Raw genomic sequence first — 17,824 nt, forward strand, 5'->3', positions numbered from 1 at the left:
TGTCTGCTACAACATTAAAAATATGTTACTTTATTATAAAAAAGAACAACAGAAACATTACAGTTTTGTAAAAATCAATCCATTATATTCCTCAAAAAATCGTTCAAACCATTGATACAATAGGATTCTTCATTTTCTATTTAGGTAACTTTATCCAAAAATCCCCTCTTAAAACCAAGTATAAAAACACTATAAATTCCTTTTATACTCTATATTTCTCTTATTTTTACTCCCTTCTTCTCTTAGGATAAATTAGGTAATTTTAAAGTCTATGAATTTTTTTCCATCTTTTTTCTCGCAAATTGTATGCTACGATGAATTTGTCAGTCAGACAGGCTGTCAAAAACAAATCGTGTGAAAACAAATTAAAACTTTATATAGGGGGACACACATCATGAAAAAGCGTGTTTTATTATCTGTAGCTGCTGCAACAGCTCTTACTTTAGGAGTATCTTCTCTAGATGCACAAGCTGCAACAGTACAACCATCTAACGTAAAGGTTCAAAATATTCAGCATTCAAAAGTAATGATGAAACAAATGAGCCAACAAGAATTACAAGCATTCTTACAATCTATGGGAGTTGAATCATTAGCACAATGGCAACAAGGAAACTTCCAACCAAACTGCTTCATTCCTGATCAACAACCTACTGAAAATGTTGTAACTGAGCAACCAACAGCTAAGCCAGAAACTCAAAAGCCAGTTGAGCAAAAACCTGCCGAGCAAAAGCCTGCTGAAGAAGTTCAAAAACCAGAAGCTCAAAAGCCTGCTGAAAACAACAATACTCAAAAACCAGCTGAGCAAAAACCAGCTGAGCAAAAGCCTGCTGAAGAAGCAAAATCTTTAAGCGAGTTTGAACAACGTGTTGTTGAATTAACAAACGCTGAGCGTGCAAAACAAGGCTTACCAGCACTAAAAATCGATACTGAATTAAGTAAAGTAGCACGTATTAAGTCTGAAGATATGCAAAAAAACAACTACTTTGATCATAACAGCCCTACATACGGGTCTCCGTTTGACATGATGAAGAAATTTGGTATTTCTTATACATCTGCAGGTGAAAACATCGCTCAAGGTCAACGTACACCTGAAGAAGTAGTACAAGCTTGGATGAACAGCGCTGGACACCGTGCAAACATCTTAAATAACGGCTTCACTCACATCGGTGTTGGTTATGTAGAAAGCGGCAACTACTGGACACAACAATTTATTACGAAGTAAATAGATTAAAAGAGTCTTCTCATAATGAGAAGACTCTTTTTTAAGTTTCATAGCTTTCTATTATGTATGAATAGAAAATATATAACATAAACAACATAGATCCACAGCTTATTACACTAAGCAATACATAAAATCCCCACTCTAAGTTCAAAAACAATGAAAACAATATGCCACATGCCATCACTTGAAAAATCCGTCTACTCACTAAACAAATTTTTTGTAATTTAATTGGATCTTTTTCTTTTTCTTTGCCTTTTATTTTCTTAAATTCTTTACTCAGCATAAAAAGAAACATACTAATCCCAATCGTTAATCCTGTTTGAAAGGATATCAAATCCCCAAAATTAATAAAGAGGATAAGCGTATGAATAAACAACATAAATAACGTAATTTTCTTTATAAATCCGCCTATAATACCATGCTCTCTTTCATTAAACTTAAATATATTATGTGAAATAATATACAAAAATCCATATGAAAAAATAATAAAACAGGGAATAAATGCTACAACGACTTGTTTACTCATAAACTCGTTTGGCTGACCATTTACATTCCAATGTACTGCCATACGATTTGGTAAATAGGGATAGAGAAATAGAGTAAGTAAAAGACAAGCGAAAAATATTCCCAGTACATACTTATATTTAATCAAGTGATTCTCACCTCTCTTTTCTCTTAACGGCTTCGCTTCTTTTAGAGAAATCCCTGCAAAAATCTACTTTTTTCAAGTTAAAACTTATACTTTACGCATTTTCTTTTTGAAATTCTTTTATTTTATTATTTAACTTTGTAGGAAACGGCACATCAACTTCAATCGCTTCTTTCGTAATTGGATGCAAGAAATTTATCTTCATCGCATGCAATGCTTGACTGGACATATATTTTGTTTGTCCACCATATAATACATCCCCAACTAATGGATTACCATTATGACTCATATGAACACGAATTTGATGTGTTCTACCCGTTTCTAATTGTAACGTTACGAAAGTCGTGTTTTGCTTCTTAAAATACTTTTCTACTTTATAATATGTGATAGCTTGGTCACCTTTTGGAGAAATACGACGCCTTGTAGCATGATGGCGATCCCTTCCGATAGCAGCATCAATCTTTCCTTTTTTCTTCTTTACTTTCCCTTCAACGAGCGCTGCGTACGTTCTTTTAATTTTTCTTTCCATTAATAAGCGATCCATAATTGAACCAGCAATTCTATGCTTAGCAAACACGACACCACCTGTCGTATCTTTATCTAAACGATGAATATGACGCACCTTCGTCTCTAAACCTTGCATTTGAAAATGAAAAGCAACAAGATTTGCAAGCGTCCCGGTTCCACCTTTTTCAGCAGGGTGCGTGTCCATTTGCTCTGGTTTATTTACGATAAGTACGTGATCATCTTCGTATACTACATGTAATTCACCATATTCTGGATCTACACCGTACTCTTCCTCCGCAAACATATGGACTTGTAACTTATCGTTCTCTTTTAAAAGCTCATTCCATCTTCTTTGTTCCCCGTTAACCGTAACACCTTTTTCCATACGAAGCTGATGTAATAGCTTTTTCGGTATTTCCCATTCTACTTTTAATACCGATTCAATACTTATACCATTCCATTTAGCTGGAACGGTAATTTCACACCATTCACCCTTTTTCTTTGTTTCCATACTGTTTATCACCTTATTTCTATTGATTCTCTCATTGTAACGGAAAACACACTTTGATGCACCGTCAAAAATAGAGGACAGTCTTATAATAGACTGCCCCTCAAGCTCTAAGTCTTTTCATTTCTAACAATACTTCTTCAGCTTTTTGTTCATACGATAAATCTTTAAAGAAATCCGCCAACCTTTTATAATCATTGTAAGCATCTAATAAATCGTCCATCTTTTCTATTTTCATCACTTGTTGTTTTTGTTTCATTTTTACTGGATAGCGATAACCTGATACTTCTTGTATTTTGTAATACTCATCCTCTACTTGAACGACCTTTACAAGTTCTTCCTCTTCTGCATCCATCGTATATCCGTCAAATTCTCTAAGTAGTTCATAAATGATATGAGTCCATTCATCTTTTGGATAAAACCCTTTTTCTAACCGATAACCGACAATGCGATACATATGCCCATCGTTCTCGGCAAACTGTACTGTATCATTTAACTTAAACTTAAAATAACGAAACATTGCCTTCACCTACTTATTATGTAATGTTCTTATCACATACTATTTGCAAAATGTAGGCTTTGCTATTCATAAAAAATGCTCATCATATTGATGAGCATTTTTTATGATGCTTTTTCTCTTTTTTTTCGAAATGGTAACCACCAGTTCCAGTCTCCAAATAACTTCATTAAGCTTGGTACGAGCATAAGACGAATAATTGTTGCATCAAGAAATATTGCTAATGCAACGCCAAGACCCATCTGCTTTACTGGTAAAATATCAGTAAATGCGAATGCACCAGTTACAACAATCATTATTAAAGCAGCTGATGTAATAATTCTACTTGTTGAAACGAGCCCTTCTAACGTTGCTTGATCGTTATCTCCTGTTTCTTCATAGAGCTCATGAATACGTGAAATAAGAAATACTTCATAATCCATACTAAGCCCAAATACGAGGCCAAAAATGAAGATTGGTAAGACAAACAGAACCGGACTTGCTTCTAAACCGAAATGACCACCTTCAAATAACCAAACAACAATTCCAATGGTTGCACTTAAACTAAGTATATTCATAACAATTGCCTTAATTGGAATGAGTATAGATCGGAATGCAAATAATAATATAACAAAGGTCGATCCAAATATAACAGACATACCAATTACAACTTTATCTTTAATTTCATCTTCTAATTCTTGTTGAAACGTCGTCATTCCGCCTAGATAATACGTAACATCCGTTTCTTTATAGTTCTTTTTAAAGTCACGTACCCACTGTTTTGCAGTCTCTGTACGTGGTTTTGTTTTCAAAAAGATTTCTATCGTCGTCTTATTCCCTTGCGTGTATGCTTCAAATACAGGAGTTAGTTTCGCTGATTCTGGCGACTGCAACATTCCAACAACTTGATCTGCTTTCATTCCAGTTAACCCGTCGTATAAACTTCTTACTTCATGTACTTTCTTATCATCTTTTAACTTTTGAACGACTTCTTCTATCTTTTGTAGACTTTCTTTTTCTTTCATATCTTTTTTCGTCTCTACAACTAATGTAACATCAGCGTGTGTTTTGACAGTTTCATTAAATGCTTCTTCATACTTTTCATATGCAATCCTTGTATCACTCTTTTCAGGTAAAGCTTCAACACCAGGGAACTGCAAATTAGCTGTACGTAACGGTAATAAGCAAATAACAATAAATGTTGTAACAACAATAATCATTGCAATTGGATGTTTCATCACAAATCGTGCAAATTTACGCCATGCTTTTGCCGGCGTATGTGCTACTTGATTCTTTTTTAATATTCTTTTACCGATTAACGATAATAGTGCTGGAAGAAGTGTGAATGAGAATAAAATACTCATAATGACAACAATCATTCCGCTAATCGCGACAGATTGAATATAATCTATCTTAAAGAAAAACAAACCGGATAACCCAACAAATACGCATAATCCTGAAAATACAATCGCACGTCCTGCCGTTTGATATGTAATTGCTATCGCTTCTTTTACCGTTCGTTTAGCAACTTCCTCTCGAAAACGGTTCACAAATAATAGCGCAAAATCAATAGATAATGCAAGTCCAATCATCGGTGCAACGTTTAACACGAAAATAGATAGTTCTTTATCAACACCGATGAAATACAATATACCCATCGTACTAATAACACTAAGCGCCCCATTCAAAATCGGTAAAATTGATGCCAAAAGACTACCAAACGAAAATAGTAATACAAGAAACGCAATTGGTAATCCAATCATCTCTGCTACTTTTAAATCATTTTGCGTTCTTTCATTAATCTCTTTATTAATTTTCGGAAACCCTGTAGGTGTTACTTTTAATGCTATATTACTTTCTTTCTCAATCTCATCAGCAAATTGTAATGTCTTTTCCATTCGTTCCTTATTTGTTTTCCCGGAAAATAAAATTGTCGCATAGCCGATGTCATCTTGTAGCATTTCTTTATTTTGGATTGGGTGATGGAAAGATTCATAGTTCTCTTTCTCTTGAACATTCTTTACAATTTCATTTATTCGCTTTTTAAATTCCTCATGCGAAGCATCTTTATTTTTCTCAAAAACGAGCAGCAGAGTATCTTGAGACTTCTTAAAATCTTTATCTAAAATTTCTTTTGTTTTTTGATAGTCGCCTTCCGTTTGGAAACCGTCACCACCTAATACTCCCGGTAGCTTTGGAGCAAAAATCCCAAGTGCGATTGCGAGCAACAGTAACGCTACAATTACTGTATAACGAAACTGATACAAAAAGGCTCCTAACTTCCCCCACTTATCAACTTTATGTACATTTGTCTTCACACATTTTCACCTACTTTACATAATTCAATTGTCACTTATACTGTATCACATCTTGATATAAACAAAAAACGTCTGGAAAAACTATAATAATAGTTTTTCCAGACGTTTTTCTATCTCTCTTTATTAAGCCCTAATCTCTCAGTAAGTAAACGATGGTAGTAAATCGCGATAATTAACAAAATACCACCTACGCAGTAACCAGCTAAAATATCAGTTGGGTAATGTACATTTAAAATGACTCTACTTAATCCAATCGACAGAATTACTATCCCCATCAAAATCGTTGTGACACATTTCCCAGCTACGCTTTTCAAATTAGCAGCAATGATATAAGTAAGAAATCCAAATGTCATAATCGATAACATTGCATGTCCACTAGGAAAACTATACCCAAGTGCATCTAGCGCTTCATTTAATGACGGACGTTCTCTCTTTACAATCTCTTTTATCCCTTTATTCACAAGATGTGTTATTAAAATTCCCATTGGATATACAATCATCGCAGCATAATAACGCTTCTTCCAAAAAACAAGCAAACTTATAACGAGCGTAGCGACTATCCCAATTGCTGATCCCAATTTTGTAAAGTACGAGAAAAATGTAAGAGAACTTTCCGTTTGTAGCCCTCTTACTAATCCACGGACATATGTATCCATCACTGTAACGCCACCTGCATGTACGCGCCAAGCAACAATACCAAATACAGCAAATAACAAACCGATACACATTACCTCATACTGATGTAACTTCTTCTTCAAACGATTTCCTCCTACTATGAAAAAATGCGATTTCTACTTTAGAAACCGCATTTCCTTGCTTATTTACCTTTTGTTTTTAGCTCTGTCCAGTAACGATCATAGTCTTTTAACTTATCGTCTACATCAACAAGCCATTCTGTACGATCTAACTCTTCTTTCGTTAAGAAAATCATGTGATTATCACGGTATTCTTTACTATGAAGAGGATGAGCTTTTTCATTTGGATTACTGTAACCAATTGACTCGTAGTTTTTCACACTTACTTTTTCATCTAGTAAGTAGTTCATAAATTTCTCAGCAAGCTCTTTATGTTTTGCACCTTTTGGAATTGCTAACGTATCAGCCCAAATTGTGCCGCCTTCTTTTGGTACAACATATTCTACATCTTTATTATCTTTTGCGATAAATGCTGCATCTCCAGACCAAACTGTTCCGATCCAAGCATCTTCTGTAATGAATTTTTGTTTAATGTTATCTGTATCAAATGCTAATAAGTTTGGAAGCAGCTTCTTTAAATCATCTGCTGCTGTCTTTAATTGTGCATCGTCTTTCGTACTGTTTGAGAACCCGTGCTTCTTAAGACCCACTCCTAATACTTCACGAGAATCGTTCAGTAACGTTACATGTCCTTTATATTTCTCATTCCATAAGTCCGCCCAGCTTGTAGGTGCTTCTTTCACATACTTTTTATTATATGCAATCCCTGTTACACCCCAAGTGTACACTAAAGAATATTTATTCTCTGGATCAAACGCAGGTGTTTTAAAATTAGAAACCATATTTTCGATATTCGGGATATTCTTTTTATCTAACGGAGCTAATAAGTCCATTTTCGCCATTGTTTTAACCATGTAATCCGACGGCTGAATTAAGTCATACTTTGCGCCACCAGCTTGTAATTTCGCAAGCATTTCTTCATTACTTGCGTACTTGTCATAGTTAATTTTCACATTATACTTCTTTTCAAAATCTTTTAGCACTTGCTCATCAAAATTGTCAGCCCAACTATAAATATTTAATTCTTCTTTCTTTTCACCACAACCAGCAAGCACACCAGCAACAAGGCTAAAGCTAATTGCTGCGCCAGCTATTCTTTTCATTAATTTCATCGGTTTATTACCCCCTTGTACTTTCTATATCGTTCGTATTATAAAGGAAGGTGTCCTCCAGAGTTTTCTTCACCATCTGCACCTTTGTTCCGGAAGATTTCAGATAAAACCATTAATCCTACGATAGCAACAATTAAAATTGTAGAAAGAGCATTAATTTCTGGTGATACTCCGCGCTTAACCATACTGTAGATGTATAGTGGCAATGTTGTTGATCCTGGTCCTGATACGAAGAAACTAATTACAAAATCATCAATTGATAATGTGAATGTTAATAATGCTGCCGAAATAACTCCCGGTGCAATTGCTGGGAACGTTACATAACGAAACGTTTGCCAAGGCGTTGCTCCTAGATCATTTGCAGCTTCTTCTAAGTCACGTCCCATACTTGAAAGACGCGCAGCTAAAATAACAACAACAAACGAAATACTAAATGTAATATGTGCAATAATAATCGTTGTTTGTCCAAGTTCCATTCCTAACTGACTGAAAAGAATTAGTAAAGATAATCCCATTAAAATATCAGGAATTAAAATTGGTAAATATACAAGGCCATTAATAGCCCCTTCGAAACGATATTTATAACGATGCAAAGCAATTGCAAAGAATACACCAAGTACTGTTGTCACAATCGTTGTTATAACTGCAATCGTAATACTATTTACAAATGCATCAATAACATCTTGTTTTTGAAATAAATCTGTATACCAATGGAATGTAAAACCTTCCCACTCCGCATTAATGCGAGAGTCGTTGAAAGAATAGACCATTAAAACCATCATTGGAAAATACAAGAATAACAAAATCAACCAAGAATAAGAAACTAAAAACTTCTTCATCTTTGCCTATTCCCCTCCGTTCTCATTATATTTATATACTTTCGTTGCACGATAATATAAGTAAATTAACAGAACAGAGAATAGAACAACGATAATCGATAACGCAGATCCAAACGGCCAGTCACGTGCACCTAAGAATTGATTTTGAATAACGTTTCCGATTAATGCTACTTTCGATCCGCCCATCACGTCTGATACAACAAACATTCCGATAGAAGAAACGAATACTAAAATAGAACCAGTCGCAATTCCTGACATCGTCATCGGCACTGTTATATTCCAAAATGCCTTTATTGGTGTTGCTCCTAAATCATAAGCCGCTTCTAGCTTACGCTTATCCAGCTGCTCAATTGCTGCATACACTGGTAAAATCATAAATGGTAATAAAGAATAGACCATTCCGAGTATTACAGAAGGAGTATTATATAATAAATTTAACGGTTCACTAATAATGCCAAGCTTTAATAACAACGTATTCACAAGACCTTGTGAACGTAAAATAACAATCCATGCGTATGAACGAACAAGAAAGTTAATCCAAAACGGGATCGTTGCCAATAATAAAAGAATAGAGCGGTATTTGCGGTCAACAATTGTAATTGTATACGCAAACGGATAACCAATTAATAAACATATTACTGTTGTAATAACTGCGATCTTAACAGTTTCCCATAACGTTCCTAAGTACAATGGATCAAATACACGGGATATATTCTCCAGCGTAAATTGCATTTCTACTGTCCCGTAAGCTCCGCGCTGCATGAAGGCGAATCCTAATACGAATACGAGCGGGATTAGGAAGAAAATTAGCAGCCACGCGACTGTAGGTAGTGCGAGTAATTTCCCTTTTTTCAATTTAAGGTCACCTCGTCCTCTTGCTCCCAGCCTACATATACATTATCTCCAATGCTCCACTGCACTGCCTCTTCAGCAGTTTGATATGCCATTAGTAATTCTGATGTTTTCTCATCACGTACATAAAGCTTCTCCATATTTCCGACAAACTCAATATCTTCAATATGTCCAAGATGGTATTCTTTTAAAATTGGTTCTTCAACCGAACGTACTTTTACATTTTCAGGGCGAATTGCTACATAGCCTTCCCCGTTCTTCACAATATTATTTTCACCGATGAATGTCGCAACGAACAATGTTTTCGGCTTATTATAAATTTCTTTCGGCGTTCCGATTTGTTCGATATGTCCTTTATTCATAACGACAATACGATCGCTCATGCTCATTGCTTCTTCTTGATCGTGCGTTACGTATATGAACGTAATTCCTAAATTACGTTGTAAGTTTTTCAATTCACGTTGCAAGTCTTTTCGTAACTTAAAGTCAAGCGCTCCAAGTGGCTCATCTAATAGTAATACACGCGGATTATTTACAATCGCTCTTGCAATCGCAACACGCTGCTGTTGTCCACCAGAAAGCTTCGCAGGTTTACGATTACGGAACTCAAGTAACTGCGTTAAACGCATTGCCTCTTCAGCACGCTCTTTCTGCTCTGCTGCTGATACTTTCTGCATTTTCATACCAAAACAAATATTCTTCTCTACTGTCATATGTGGGAATAGTGCGTAATGTTGGAACACTAGGTTCATATGACGCTTATATGGCGGCAAATCGTTAATTCTTTCATCATCTAATAAAAGATTCCCTTTAGTTGGAGTTTCAAATCCTGCGATCATACGAAGTAAAGTCGTTTTCCCGCAGCCACTCGGCCCTAAAATTGTTAAAAACTCTCCCTCTTTAATATCTAAAGAAAGAGGTGGGATAATCACTTGATTTCCAAAATGTTTTTCAACTGCTTCAACTTTAATAATCTTTTTCATTTTCCCGTCCTATCTACCTTAAATTTTAAATTTTTATATTCATGAATAAATATTTATGTTCTATAGACTATTTTTTGTTTCGATCCAAACAAAAATGGTTATTTAACAAGCGTTCGTTTCTATTCTTTATGTAGTATGTTTGATTCATTTTCGCATGATACATAACGTCGAACAGAAAAACCCCTTCCATTGCGAAGGGGCTATTATCATACGGCTACGCCTACTGATAAACACCATCATCATTTTAACAACTTTCGTATGAATTTTAAAGCACTTTTTGTAGAAGAGTAACGAATTTTCATGTCGAATGCTGTAGATTGGGCTAAAATGCTTTTATAATGTGAAAAAGTCCGAAAACTTTCTTTCCCATGATAACCCCCTAATCCACTACTTCCAACACCCCCAAAAGGTAAATATGGCGTGGCAAGATGATAAACAACATCATTAATACAGCCTCCACCATATGAAATATTACTCGTCACTTTCTTTTGTACTTCTTTATCTTCAGAAAATACATATAACGCTAACGGCTTCGGATGTTGCTGGATTGTGCCAATTACATCTTCTATGTTGTCGTACTCTATGATTGGTAAAATCGGACCAAAAATTTCATCTTCCATAACAGTATCTTTCCATGTAATATCCGCTAGTACTGTCGGTTCAATATGTAATGTATCTTTCTTATAGTTTCCACCAATTACGACTTGACCATCTTGTAAAAATCCACATAATCGTTCAAAATGACGCTCACTTACAATACGCACATAATTTTCATTTTGCAAAGGTTCTTTACTATACTGCTCTATAATTTCATGTCGCAGTGCCTCAATTAGCTTTTCTTTCACGGAAGAATGCACATACATATAATCTGGCGCTACACACGTCTGCCCTGCATTTAAAAACTTACCCCAAACAATTCTTCTTGCTGTCATCTCTATCTTTGCATCTTTATGTACAATACAAGGACTTTTCCCGCCAAGTTCTAAAGTGAGCGGCGTCAACTGTTTCGCTGCTGCTTCCATTACAACTTTTCCAACGCCAACACTACCAGTAAAGAAAATATAATCAAATGGTTCCCTCAGCAAAGATGTACTCTCTTCAACGCCACCTTCTACTACCGCTACAAGCTCTTCTGGGAATAATTCATCTAACATTCTCTTAAGCACTTTTGAAACGCTTGGTGTTAACTCTGACGGCTTTAAAACGATTGTATTTCCAGCTGCCAGTGCTCCTACAAGTGGTGCAATTGCTAATTGAAAAGGATAGTTCCACGGTGCAATAATAAGCGTCACACCATACGGTTCTGGCACTACTTTTCCTTTTGATCCAAAATGAGTAAGTGCTGTTCGAACTCGTTTCGGTTTACTCCACGATGAAATATGTTTCAATTGAAAGGAAATTTCTTTTAATACATATCCAACTTCCGTTGTAAACGACTCGTGAACTGACTTATTTAAATCTAATTTCAATGCCTGAAATATTTCTTCTTCAAAACGCTGAATGCCTTCATAAAGCTTCTTCAAATTATTCTTTCGCATTTCGATGCTTCTCGTATGCCCTTTTAAAAAATATTCCTTTTGCCTACTTACAATAGAGGAAATACTCATTCACTCACCTTCTCCCACTATTTTTATCCAATTCTTTCATTATTTATATAGACTTCATATATAACAAATTTTTATTCTTAAGGTTACATTATATATGACTTTTTCAGCTATATAAAATTCATTGCTCACAAAAAAACTACCGAAAGAAAATCTCTCGGTAGTTTTACAGTATTAACGATATAAACGAACAGCACCTGCAGAATTATCATCAGCTTGTCCTACTACTTCAAACTTCAGACCAAGCTTCGGTAAAATACGTCCTGCATCTGGAATCTGTTGATTAATATACGTTTTAGAATCATCAAACTTCGGTACACCTGCTAAACCATCATACGTATACGTTCCACGCGTTGGAGATACAACTTTCCAAGCTGGCGTTTTATCGAATGAGAACGCCGCATCTGCGATTTGGAATCGTGTACTACTTTCCACTGTCGGTTTACCATTTAAAGTTCCTACAATTGCTTCTGGATGAGAATCAACTACACCTAGGAAACCGTGTCCTGGATGTACACCTACCCAGTTATCTGTGTAAGCTGAATCTGCATACCATACGACCATACCAGCGTTATATACTGGACCACGTGCAAATTTTAACGCGTTATCTGAACCAGCATAGTTTCTCCACTCAACATAGTAGTTATGGCTTTTCTTCTCTGTTCCGTTAGAAACAGCAAAACCATCTAATTTGAATTGTGGCGTACCTTCTGCGTCATCAGAGAATACTACTTTATCATCTACTGTTAATGAAGCATTATCAAGTAAGAAACCATTTAATGCTAAACCACCATCAGTAATGTAATCAAATGTTAATTTTACTTTCTTACCTTTGAACTGGCTTAAATCATATGATTTGTCAATCCATTTTCCATTTGTCGAATCTGCATTTCCACTATTTGCTTTCTCACCAAGTCTTTCAATTAACGTTTGTTGACCATCTTCCGTTACAGCGTGTACTTCAAGGAAATCATACTCTGCTTCAATTTCATATAATGATTTGAAGTCAAATTTTGCAGTCGTTGCATTTGTTAAATCGAACAGTGGTGTTTCCATCTTCGTATGAAGATCATCACCTTTTGTGCTGTAGTAATACTGTTTTCCGAATGCCGGCTCAATTGTTTTTATATCTTTGTCTGGTAAGTTAACACGAATCATACCTGGACGGTTAGATTTCGTAACACTTTGATCCAAATATGTCGCTAGACCGATACCTTTATTTAATTTCTCGTAATCTACTTCTACGATATTTGCCCAGTTACCGCCGATTGTTTTTTGGAAAAACTCTTTATTTTGTGGTGATAAGCTCGTTGGTGTTGTACCTGCAATTTTACCAGCCCAGCTTCCGCCACTCATGATAGACCAAGCTTGAATTGGCTCACCAGCACCGCTATATTGTGTATCATACTCATCTGGTAAACCTAAATCATGACCATATTCATGCGCGAATACACCAACTGCTCCATCCTCTGGTTCAATTGTGTAGTCGAACGCTGCCATCTTTCCACCCCAATATGGAACTTTCGCTTGTGTACCTTCAATTGCGAATGGCTTTGGTCCAACTGTCCAGCGATGTGACCAAATTGCATCATCACCTAATTTACCACCACCTGCTTCTTGTCCAACACCTGCATGAATAATCATTAAGTGATCAATTAAACCATCCGGTTGATTTTTATTTCCATCACCATTTACATCATATTGATCAAATTGATCAAACTCTGATAGATCAAGACCGCTATCTACAGCTGCTTTTAATGCATCTTTTACTAAATCACGTGGGCCTTTTGGTCCTTTATTATCATGACCGCCGCTAGCAGCATCTGCACCGTAATCAGCAGCTTTACCAGGAACTGTTAACCATTTTGTAACTGTTCCGTCCACTGTGTAACTACCACCAGATTGCTCTTCGTAATATTGTTTAAACGTTTCAATTTTACTTCCATCATCTAATGTAAACGGCTCGTTGCCGAATAACATTTTTTCATAATGTTCTTTATTAAAATCGTTAGAATACATATATCCAGGCTCTTTGTCGATATTATTATGTTTAAAGTCAGCGTACTCTACAAGTAAAACGAGTACTTTATCTTTACGTACATCACCGTTATAGTCTTTTTGTTTCGCTGGAGAAGTTGGTACTTTACCATTTAGACCGCCTTTAACTGGGCCTGTCGCTGCAGGTGTTCCTGTTGCAGGGTTATCTAATTTTTCTTTCGTGTCTGCTTTCGCATCTTTCACTTTCTTTAAAAAATCAGATGCTTCTTTCGTAAGTTGATCCCCATTCGGTACTTCTTTCCCAGGATTTTCACCCTTTTTGTTCTCTACATACTTTTCGACAGCTTTCTTTGTTTCTTTCTCTGAAGCTGACGAATCAATTACCCCACGTTTTTTTAGCGCATCTGCTAAACGTTCTTCCGGAATTAAGTGATCATCAACTGGGCTCGTAGCCGTTTTATTCGCAGGCGTTTCAGCATATGCAGATTGAGTGCCAGCCCCGAATGAAAGGCCTAATACAGCTGTTAAAGCGATTGATGACAAAACTTTGAACGGTTTCTTGTTCATCCCTTATTTCCTCCCCTAATAAATAATATGTATTACAAATTGAATTTTATTAAAAATTCAATATTTTTTCAATATTTAGTCATATTATGTAATATTTTTAATATATTTGTAAAAATTTCATAGTTAGCATACGAATATATCACAATTCAACAATGTTTTCTGAAAATATTGAAAGTTTTTATCGAACAATTTATAATTTCCATAGAGGGAGTTTAATGGGGATTTTATCTTTGTTTCATCTACACAATATTTGATAATTCACTATATAAAACACAAAATCCGATTGCATTATCATGTATTCTGTAGCAGCAATTATGACCGATAATTAGGGAGGAATTACATTTGTACAAAGATAAGACAGACGCACTGGATCAAGAATGGATTGATTTAATACTTGAAGCTCTAGATGCTGGTATCGCCATGCAAGACATCGAGCAATTTTTCCAACGTATGAAGCCATCCAGTCAGGCTCAATAGGTTTGTTCTTTTTAACGAAGTTTATGTTATAATAATGACATCATAAGACAACTACATATTGATAGAAAGGTGCGCAAATATGATTGGAGAACGTATAAAACGCCTTCGTTTACAAAAAGGGATTTCATTAACTGAACTTGCCGAAAAAGCTGGCGTTGCTAAATCTTACATTAGTTCTATAGAACGAAATTTACAAAAAAACCCTTCCATTCAGTTTCTTGAAAAGATCGCAGCAGTTCTACAAATTCCAGTTGATACTTTACTTCATGATGAAACAACAAAGGAAACTAACCTAGACTCCGAATGGACACAACTCGTTAAAGATGCAATGAACTCTGGTGTCTCCAAAGAACAATTTCGTGAATTTCTTGAATTTACAAAGTGGAAGCAAAATAATAAATAGAAAGAAGTGCTTACAAGTAGCACTTCTTTTTCTTTATAAAAAAAGCGGGGGATACCCGCTTTTTTATTATTTTTCTTCCCCAGCTTCTTGGTTAGCATTGAATGTCCATTCTAAATTCAATGTATCACCTTGGAAGATATTTTGATCTTTTCCATTATCTACAAATTCAAATTGTACCCATAGATAATCCTCTGTACCAGCTGCTAATCCACCCTTTTCTCCCCACTCAGGAGCAAAGATGTCTTTAGCTAAAAGATCTGGATCAACTTTTTGTAAGTCTGCTAAAGTTGTTTCGTATACAGGCTCACTTTGTTTATCCCAGTTCCAAAGGAATTTTACTTTAACGTGCTTACCAAAGTCTTCACCAGCATTATCACCTTTTGCATCTTTAACAGTATACTTTGTTGCTAATTTAACATCTTTAATAGTTAACGAACCGCTGTTTTGTAATAAGAACTCTTTCTTAACAGAATCCCCTGGTTTTAAATCTTTAATATCTACAAGCGTCTTAGGGTTTAATGTAAGGTCTAACGTCCCAGCTGCAAATGTATTGTTTGATACTTCTTTATCGCTAAAGAATGCAAATGTTCCTCCACCAATTAAAGCTAACCCCAATGCTGCTGATGCAACTCCCATACCTAATTTCTTTTTCAGACTCACAATCAATTCCCCCTAGCTTTTTTTTATATTTTTATCACTTATTTTTCAATAAGAGATGTAAAGAAAACTATATTAGCTTAGCTAATATGTGTTCTTTTTTAAAAACCTTATGTTCATTATAACGAACAACCCTATATAAACACAACACATATTTATTAATATTTTCAGTTATTTTTATTTCTCAATATTATTTAGACTTTTCAGAAAAAATGATGATAATTTATAACTTTTTTCACACTCAAATCATTTAATACTATAAGAAAAAAGAAAAACAAAGAGGTGAGGGCTAACGTTCCCTCACACTCGTATAAATATTACTAGTCTTGCTTATTCGTTCACCCTCTCTTACACCACATTCTTGTTTTCTAGCTGTTTCACTAAAGCAGTTCCTCCGCTTTCTTCTGCTCTTCTAGCTTTTTCTGTTCTTCCGCTTTCTTTTGCTCTTCTACTTTTTTCTGTTCTTCTACTTTCTTCTGTTCTTCTACTTTCTTCTGTTCTTCTACTTTTTTCTGTTCTTCGGCTTTCTTTTGTTCTTCGGCTTTCTTCTGTTCTTCTACTTTCTTTTGTCCTTCCGCTTCAATTGCAACGTTTAATTGTTGCTGAAGAGCCTGAATTTGCTCATCAATAGCTTTCAAGCTAATTTCTTTCTCAATATAGTCACGCTTCTCTTTGATACTGCGAAAGCCTTCATTTACATATATGGACACTTGCTGCATCGACTCATCTTTATTTACCTTTAATTCTTCTTGTATTTGATTGTAAGGAGCTTCTATTTCAGTATATACATTTTGCAGAGCTTCCTTCTCAGCAACAATTTTCTCACGCCCTTGTTGCCATACAGAAATCGCCTGTTTTATTTCTTCAATAGAAGTTGCTTTCGATTTCCCCTTCATCGTTCCATACTCACGCTCAATAAACTGTTTATGTTTCTCAGATTGCTCTTTTAACGTATTAACTGTTTTCGGAAATATAATTGCTGTAGAAAGCGTCGCTTCTACTTTCGTTTCATCAATGAACGCCGCTTCTGTATGCGTCATAATTTGAGATCCTAAATAAAACGTAATAGAACACATACACGGCAATATAAGCATCTTTTTAAAATTACGCGTTCTTTTCAGCATCTTAATCTCTCCCATCGAACATTACGTTCTTTATACAGAACGTTATCTATATTATAGTAAAGAACTATTAAAATTGATAGACAAATACTAGAAAAATAGAAAAAGGGCTATCCATGTGATAGCCCTTTTTATTATTATCTTTCTTCACCTGCTGTTTGTTGTGCATCAAACGTCCAATTTAATTGTAACTTATCGCCTTGGAATTGATTTTGATCTTTTCCATTATCAACGAACTCAAATTTCACTTTGAATTTATCAGATTTACCTGCTGAAATACCTTTTTCATCCCAGAACCAAGCCGATAAATCATTATCTACAGCTGTAAGTGTGTCACCTTTTAATTTATCTAAAGTAGTTTGTTTCACAATTGTCTCATGCTTATCTACATTTTTTAAGAATGTTACTTTAATATGTTTACCAAAATCATCTTTATTATCTTTCTTTACATCTTCTACATTATAATCTGTTTTCAGTAGAACCTTTTTAATATCTAAAGAGCCTTTATTTTCTAATTTAAATTCTTTTTCAATTGTATCCCCAGGCTTTAAATTCGATACGTTAACAACTGTTGATGGATTTAATGCTAAATCCAGTGTTCCAGCCGCAAATGTATTGTTTGACACTTCTTTATCACTGAAAAATGCAAATGTTCCTCCACCAACTAAAGCTGCTCCTAATACTGCTGATGTAATACCCATTCCTAATTTTTTCTTTAAAGTCATGTCCATATCCCCTTAATATATATTTGTTAAC

Annotated in this window: 17 protein-coding genes; 3 read left to right on the top strand and 14 right to left on the bottom strand. The window is 35.2% G+C overall.

Annotated elements, in window-relative coordinates:
* Positions 1–394: 394 nt before the first annotated feature.
* Positions 395–1,222: a CAP domain-containing protein gene (locus ACUN13_RS08960; RefSeq protein ID WP_025687757.1), complete on the top strand. Its 828-nt coding sequence runs from the start codon at positions 395–397 to the stop codon at positions 1,220–1,222.
* Between the two features lie 40 nt (positions 1,223–1,262).
* On the opposite strand, the gene ACUN13_RS08965 is transcribed toward ACUN13_RS08960, so the two are convergent.
* The 11 genes from ACUN13_RS08965 to inhA1 all read right to left on the bottom strand — a co-directional run bounded on the left by ACUN13_RS08965 (position 1,263) and on the right by inhA1 (position 14,410).
* Positions 1,263–1,874, bottom strand: a complete 612-nt coding sequence (locus ACUN13_RS08965; protein WP_006917704.1) for a DUF1648 domain-containing protein — start codon at positions 1,872–1,874, stop codon at positions 1,263–1,265.
* A 91-nt stretch (positions 1,875–1,965) separates the two neighbouring features.
* Entirely contained in the window at positions 1,966–2,889 is a 924-nt protein-coding gene (locus ACUN13_RS08970) for an RluA family pseudouridine synthase (protein ID WP_000448349.1), read from the bottom strand.
* Between the two features lie 100 nt (positions 2,890–2,989).
* Positions 2,990–3,406, bottom strand: a complete 417-nt coding sequence (locus tag ACUN13_RS08975; protein ID WP_000490301.1) for a hypothetical protein — start codon at positions 3,404–3,406, stop codon at positions 2,990–2,992.
* 101 nt (positions 3,407–3,507) lie between these two features.
* Complete coding sequence (locus ACUN13_RS08980; RefSeq protein WP_025687756.1) at positions 3,508–5,700, bottom strand: MMPL family transporter; 2,193 nt, start codon at positions 5,698–5,700, stop codon at positions 3,508–3,510.
* A 110-nt stretch (positions 5,701–5,810) separates the two neighbouring features.
* A complete protein-coding gene (locus ACUN13_RS08985; RefSeq protein WP_000727792.1) occupies positions 5,811–6,458 on the bottom strand; it encodes a phosphatase PAP2 family protein in 648 nt (215 codons plus the stop codon).
* Positions 6,459–6,517: 59 nt separating this feature from the next.
* Complete coding sequence (gene potD / locus ACUN13_RS08990) at positions 6,518–7,567, bottom strand: spermidine/putrescine ABC transporter substrate-binding protein PotD (RefSeq protein ID WP_000772485.1); 1,050 nt, start codon at positions 7,565–7,567, stop codon at positions 6,518–6,520.
* Positions 7,568–7,605: 38 nt separating this feature from the next.
* Entirely contained in the window at positions 7,606–8,406 is an 801-nt protein-coding gene (potC, locus tag ACUN13_RS08995) for a spermidine/putrescine ABC transporter permease PotC (RefSeq protein ID WP_000714192.1), read from the bottom strand.
* 6 nt (positions 8,407–8,412) lie between these two features.
* On the bottom strand, positions 8,413–9,261 hold the full coding sequence (gene potB, locus ACUN13_RS09000; protein ID WP_000715500.1) for a spermidine/putrescine ABC transporter permease PotB: 849 nt from the start codon (positions 9,259–9,261) through the stop codon (positions 8,413–8,415).
* Positions 9,258–10,241, bottom strand: a complete 984-nt coding sequence (potA, locus tag ACUN13_RS09005; RefSeq protein ID WP_000720334.1) for a spermidine/putrescine ABC transporter ATP-binding protein PotA — start codon at positions 10,239–10,241, stop codon at positions 9,258–9,260. The genes potB and potA overlap by 4 nt, the downstream gene beginning before the upstream one ends.
* Before the next feature lie 239 nt (positions 10,242–10,480).
* Positions 10,481–11,848, bottom strand: a complete 1,368-nt coding sequence (locus ACUN13_RS09010) for an aldehyde dehydrogenase (RefSeq protein ID WP_000028378.1) — start codon at positions 11,846–11,848, stop codon at positions 10,481–10,483.
* A gap of 171 nt (positions 11,849–12,019) precedes the next feature.
* Entirely contained in the window at positions 12,020–14,410 is a 2,391-nt protein-coding gene (inhA1, locus tag ACUN13_RS09015) for a M6 family metalloprotease immune inhibitor InhA1 (protein ID WP_001035936.1), read from the bottom strand.
* Between the two features lie 342 nt (positions 14,411–14,752).
* Here inhA1 and ACUN13_RS09020 point away from each other — a divergent pair, with 342 nt between their 5' ends.
* Both ACUN13_RS09020 and ACUN13_RS09025 read left to right on the top strand, forming a co-directional pair.
* Positions 14,753–14,887 (top strand): anti-repressor SinI family protein, encoded by a 135-nt coding sequence (locus tag ACUN13_RS09020; protein ID WP_000276219.1) that lies wholly within the window; start codon positions 14,753–14,755, stop codon positions 14,885–14,887.
* A 79-nt stretch (positions 14,888–14,966) separates the two neighbouring features.
* Positions 14,967–15,290 (top strand): helix-turn-helix domain-containing protein, encoded by a 324-nt coding sequence (locus ACUN13_RS09025; RefSeq protein WP_000578884.1) that lies wholly within the window; start codon positions 14,967–14,969, stop codon positions 15,288–15,290.
* Between the two features lie 66 nt (positions 15,291–15,356).
* On the opposite strand, the gene calY is transcribed toward ACUN13_RS09025, so the two are convergent.
* The 3 genes from calY to ACUN13_RS09040 all read right to left on the bottom strand — a co-directional run bounded on the left by calY (position 15,357) and on the right by ACUN13_RS09040 (position 17,793).
* Positions 15,357–15,950, bottom strand: a complete 594-nt coding sequence (calY, locus tag ACUN13_RS09030) for a biofilm matrix protein CalY (protein ID WP_000053714.1) — start codon at positions 15,948–15,950, stop codon at positions 15,357–15,359.
* 377 nt (positions 15,951–16,327) lie between these two features.
* Positions 16,328–17,086 carry a DUF4047 domain-containing protein gene (locus tag ACUN13_RS09035; protein WP_445423758.1) on the bottom strand — a complete coding sequence of 253 codons (759 nt, stop codon included), beginning with the start codon at positions 17,084–17,086 and terminating at the stop codon, positions 16,328–16,330.
* Between the two features lie 119 nt (positions 17,087–17,205).
* Positions 17,206–17,793 carry a CalY family protein gene (locus tag ACUN13_RS09040; protein ID WP_000172852.1) on the bottom strand — a complete coding sequence of 196 codons (588 nt, stop codon included), beginning with the start codon at positions 17,791–17,793 and terminating at the stop codon, positions 17,206–17,208.
* Between the last annotated feature and the right edge of the window lie 31 nt (positions 17,794–17,824).

It is taken from the genome of Bacillus cereus group sp. Bce041, from assembly GCF_052646455.1.

Coding starts and splice junctions, on each gene's coding strand:
- ACUN13_RS09035 (WP_445423758.1), bottom strand. CDS start 17,086: ATGGGAGAGATTAAGATGCTGAAAAGAACGCGTAATTTTAAAAAGATG.
- ACUN13_RS09040 (WP_000172852.1), bottom strand. CDS start 17,793: ATGACTTTAAAGAAAAAATTAGGAATGGGTATTACATCAGCAGTATTA.
- potD (WP_000772485.1), bottom strand. CDS start 7,567: ATGAAATTAATGAAAAGAATAGCTGGCGCAGCAATTAGCTTTAGCCTT.
- inhA1 (WP_001035936.1), bottom strand. CDS start 14,410: ATGAACAAGAAACCGTTCAAAGTTTTGTCATCAATCGCTTTAACAGCT.
- ACUN13_RS08960 (WP_025687757.1), top strand. CDS start 395: ATGAAAAAGCGTGTTTTATTATCTGTAGCTGCTGCAACAGCTCTTACT.
- potC (WP_000714192.1), bottom strand. CDS start 8,406: ATGAAGAAGTTTTTAGTTTCTTATTCTTGGTTGATTTTGTTATTCTTG.
- potA (WP_000720334.1), bottom strand. CDS start 10,241: ATGAAAAAGATTATTAAAGTTGAAGCAGTTGAAAAACATTTTGGAAAT.
- ACUN13_RS09010 (WP_000028378.1), bottom strand. CDS start 11,848: ATGAGTATTTCCTCTATTGTAAGTAGGCAAAAGGAATATTTTTTAAAA.
- ACUN13_RS08970 (WP_000448349.1), bottom strand. CDS start 2,889: ATGGAAACAAAGAAAAAGGGTGAATGGTGTGAAATTACCGTTCCAGCT.
- ACUN13_RS09025 (WP_000578884.1), top strand. CDS start 14,967: ATGATTGGAGAACGTATAAAACGCCTTCGTTTACAAAAAGGGATTTCA.
- ACUN13_RS08975 (WP_000490301.1), bottom strand. CDS start 3,406: ATGTTTCGTTATTTTAAGTTTAAGTTAAATGATACAGTACAGTTTGCC.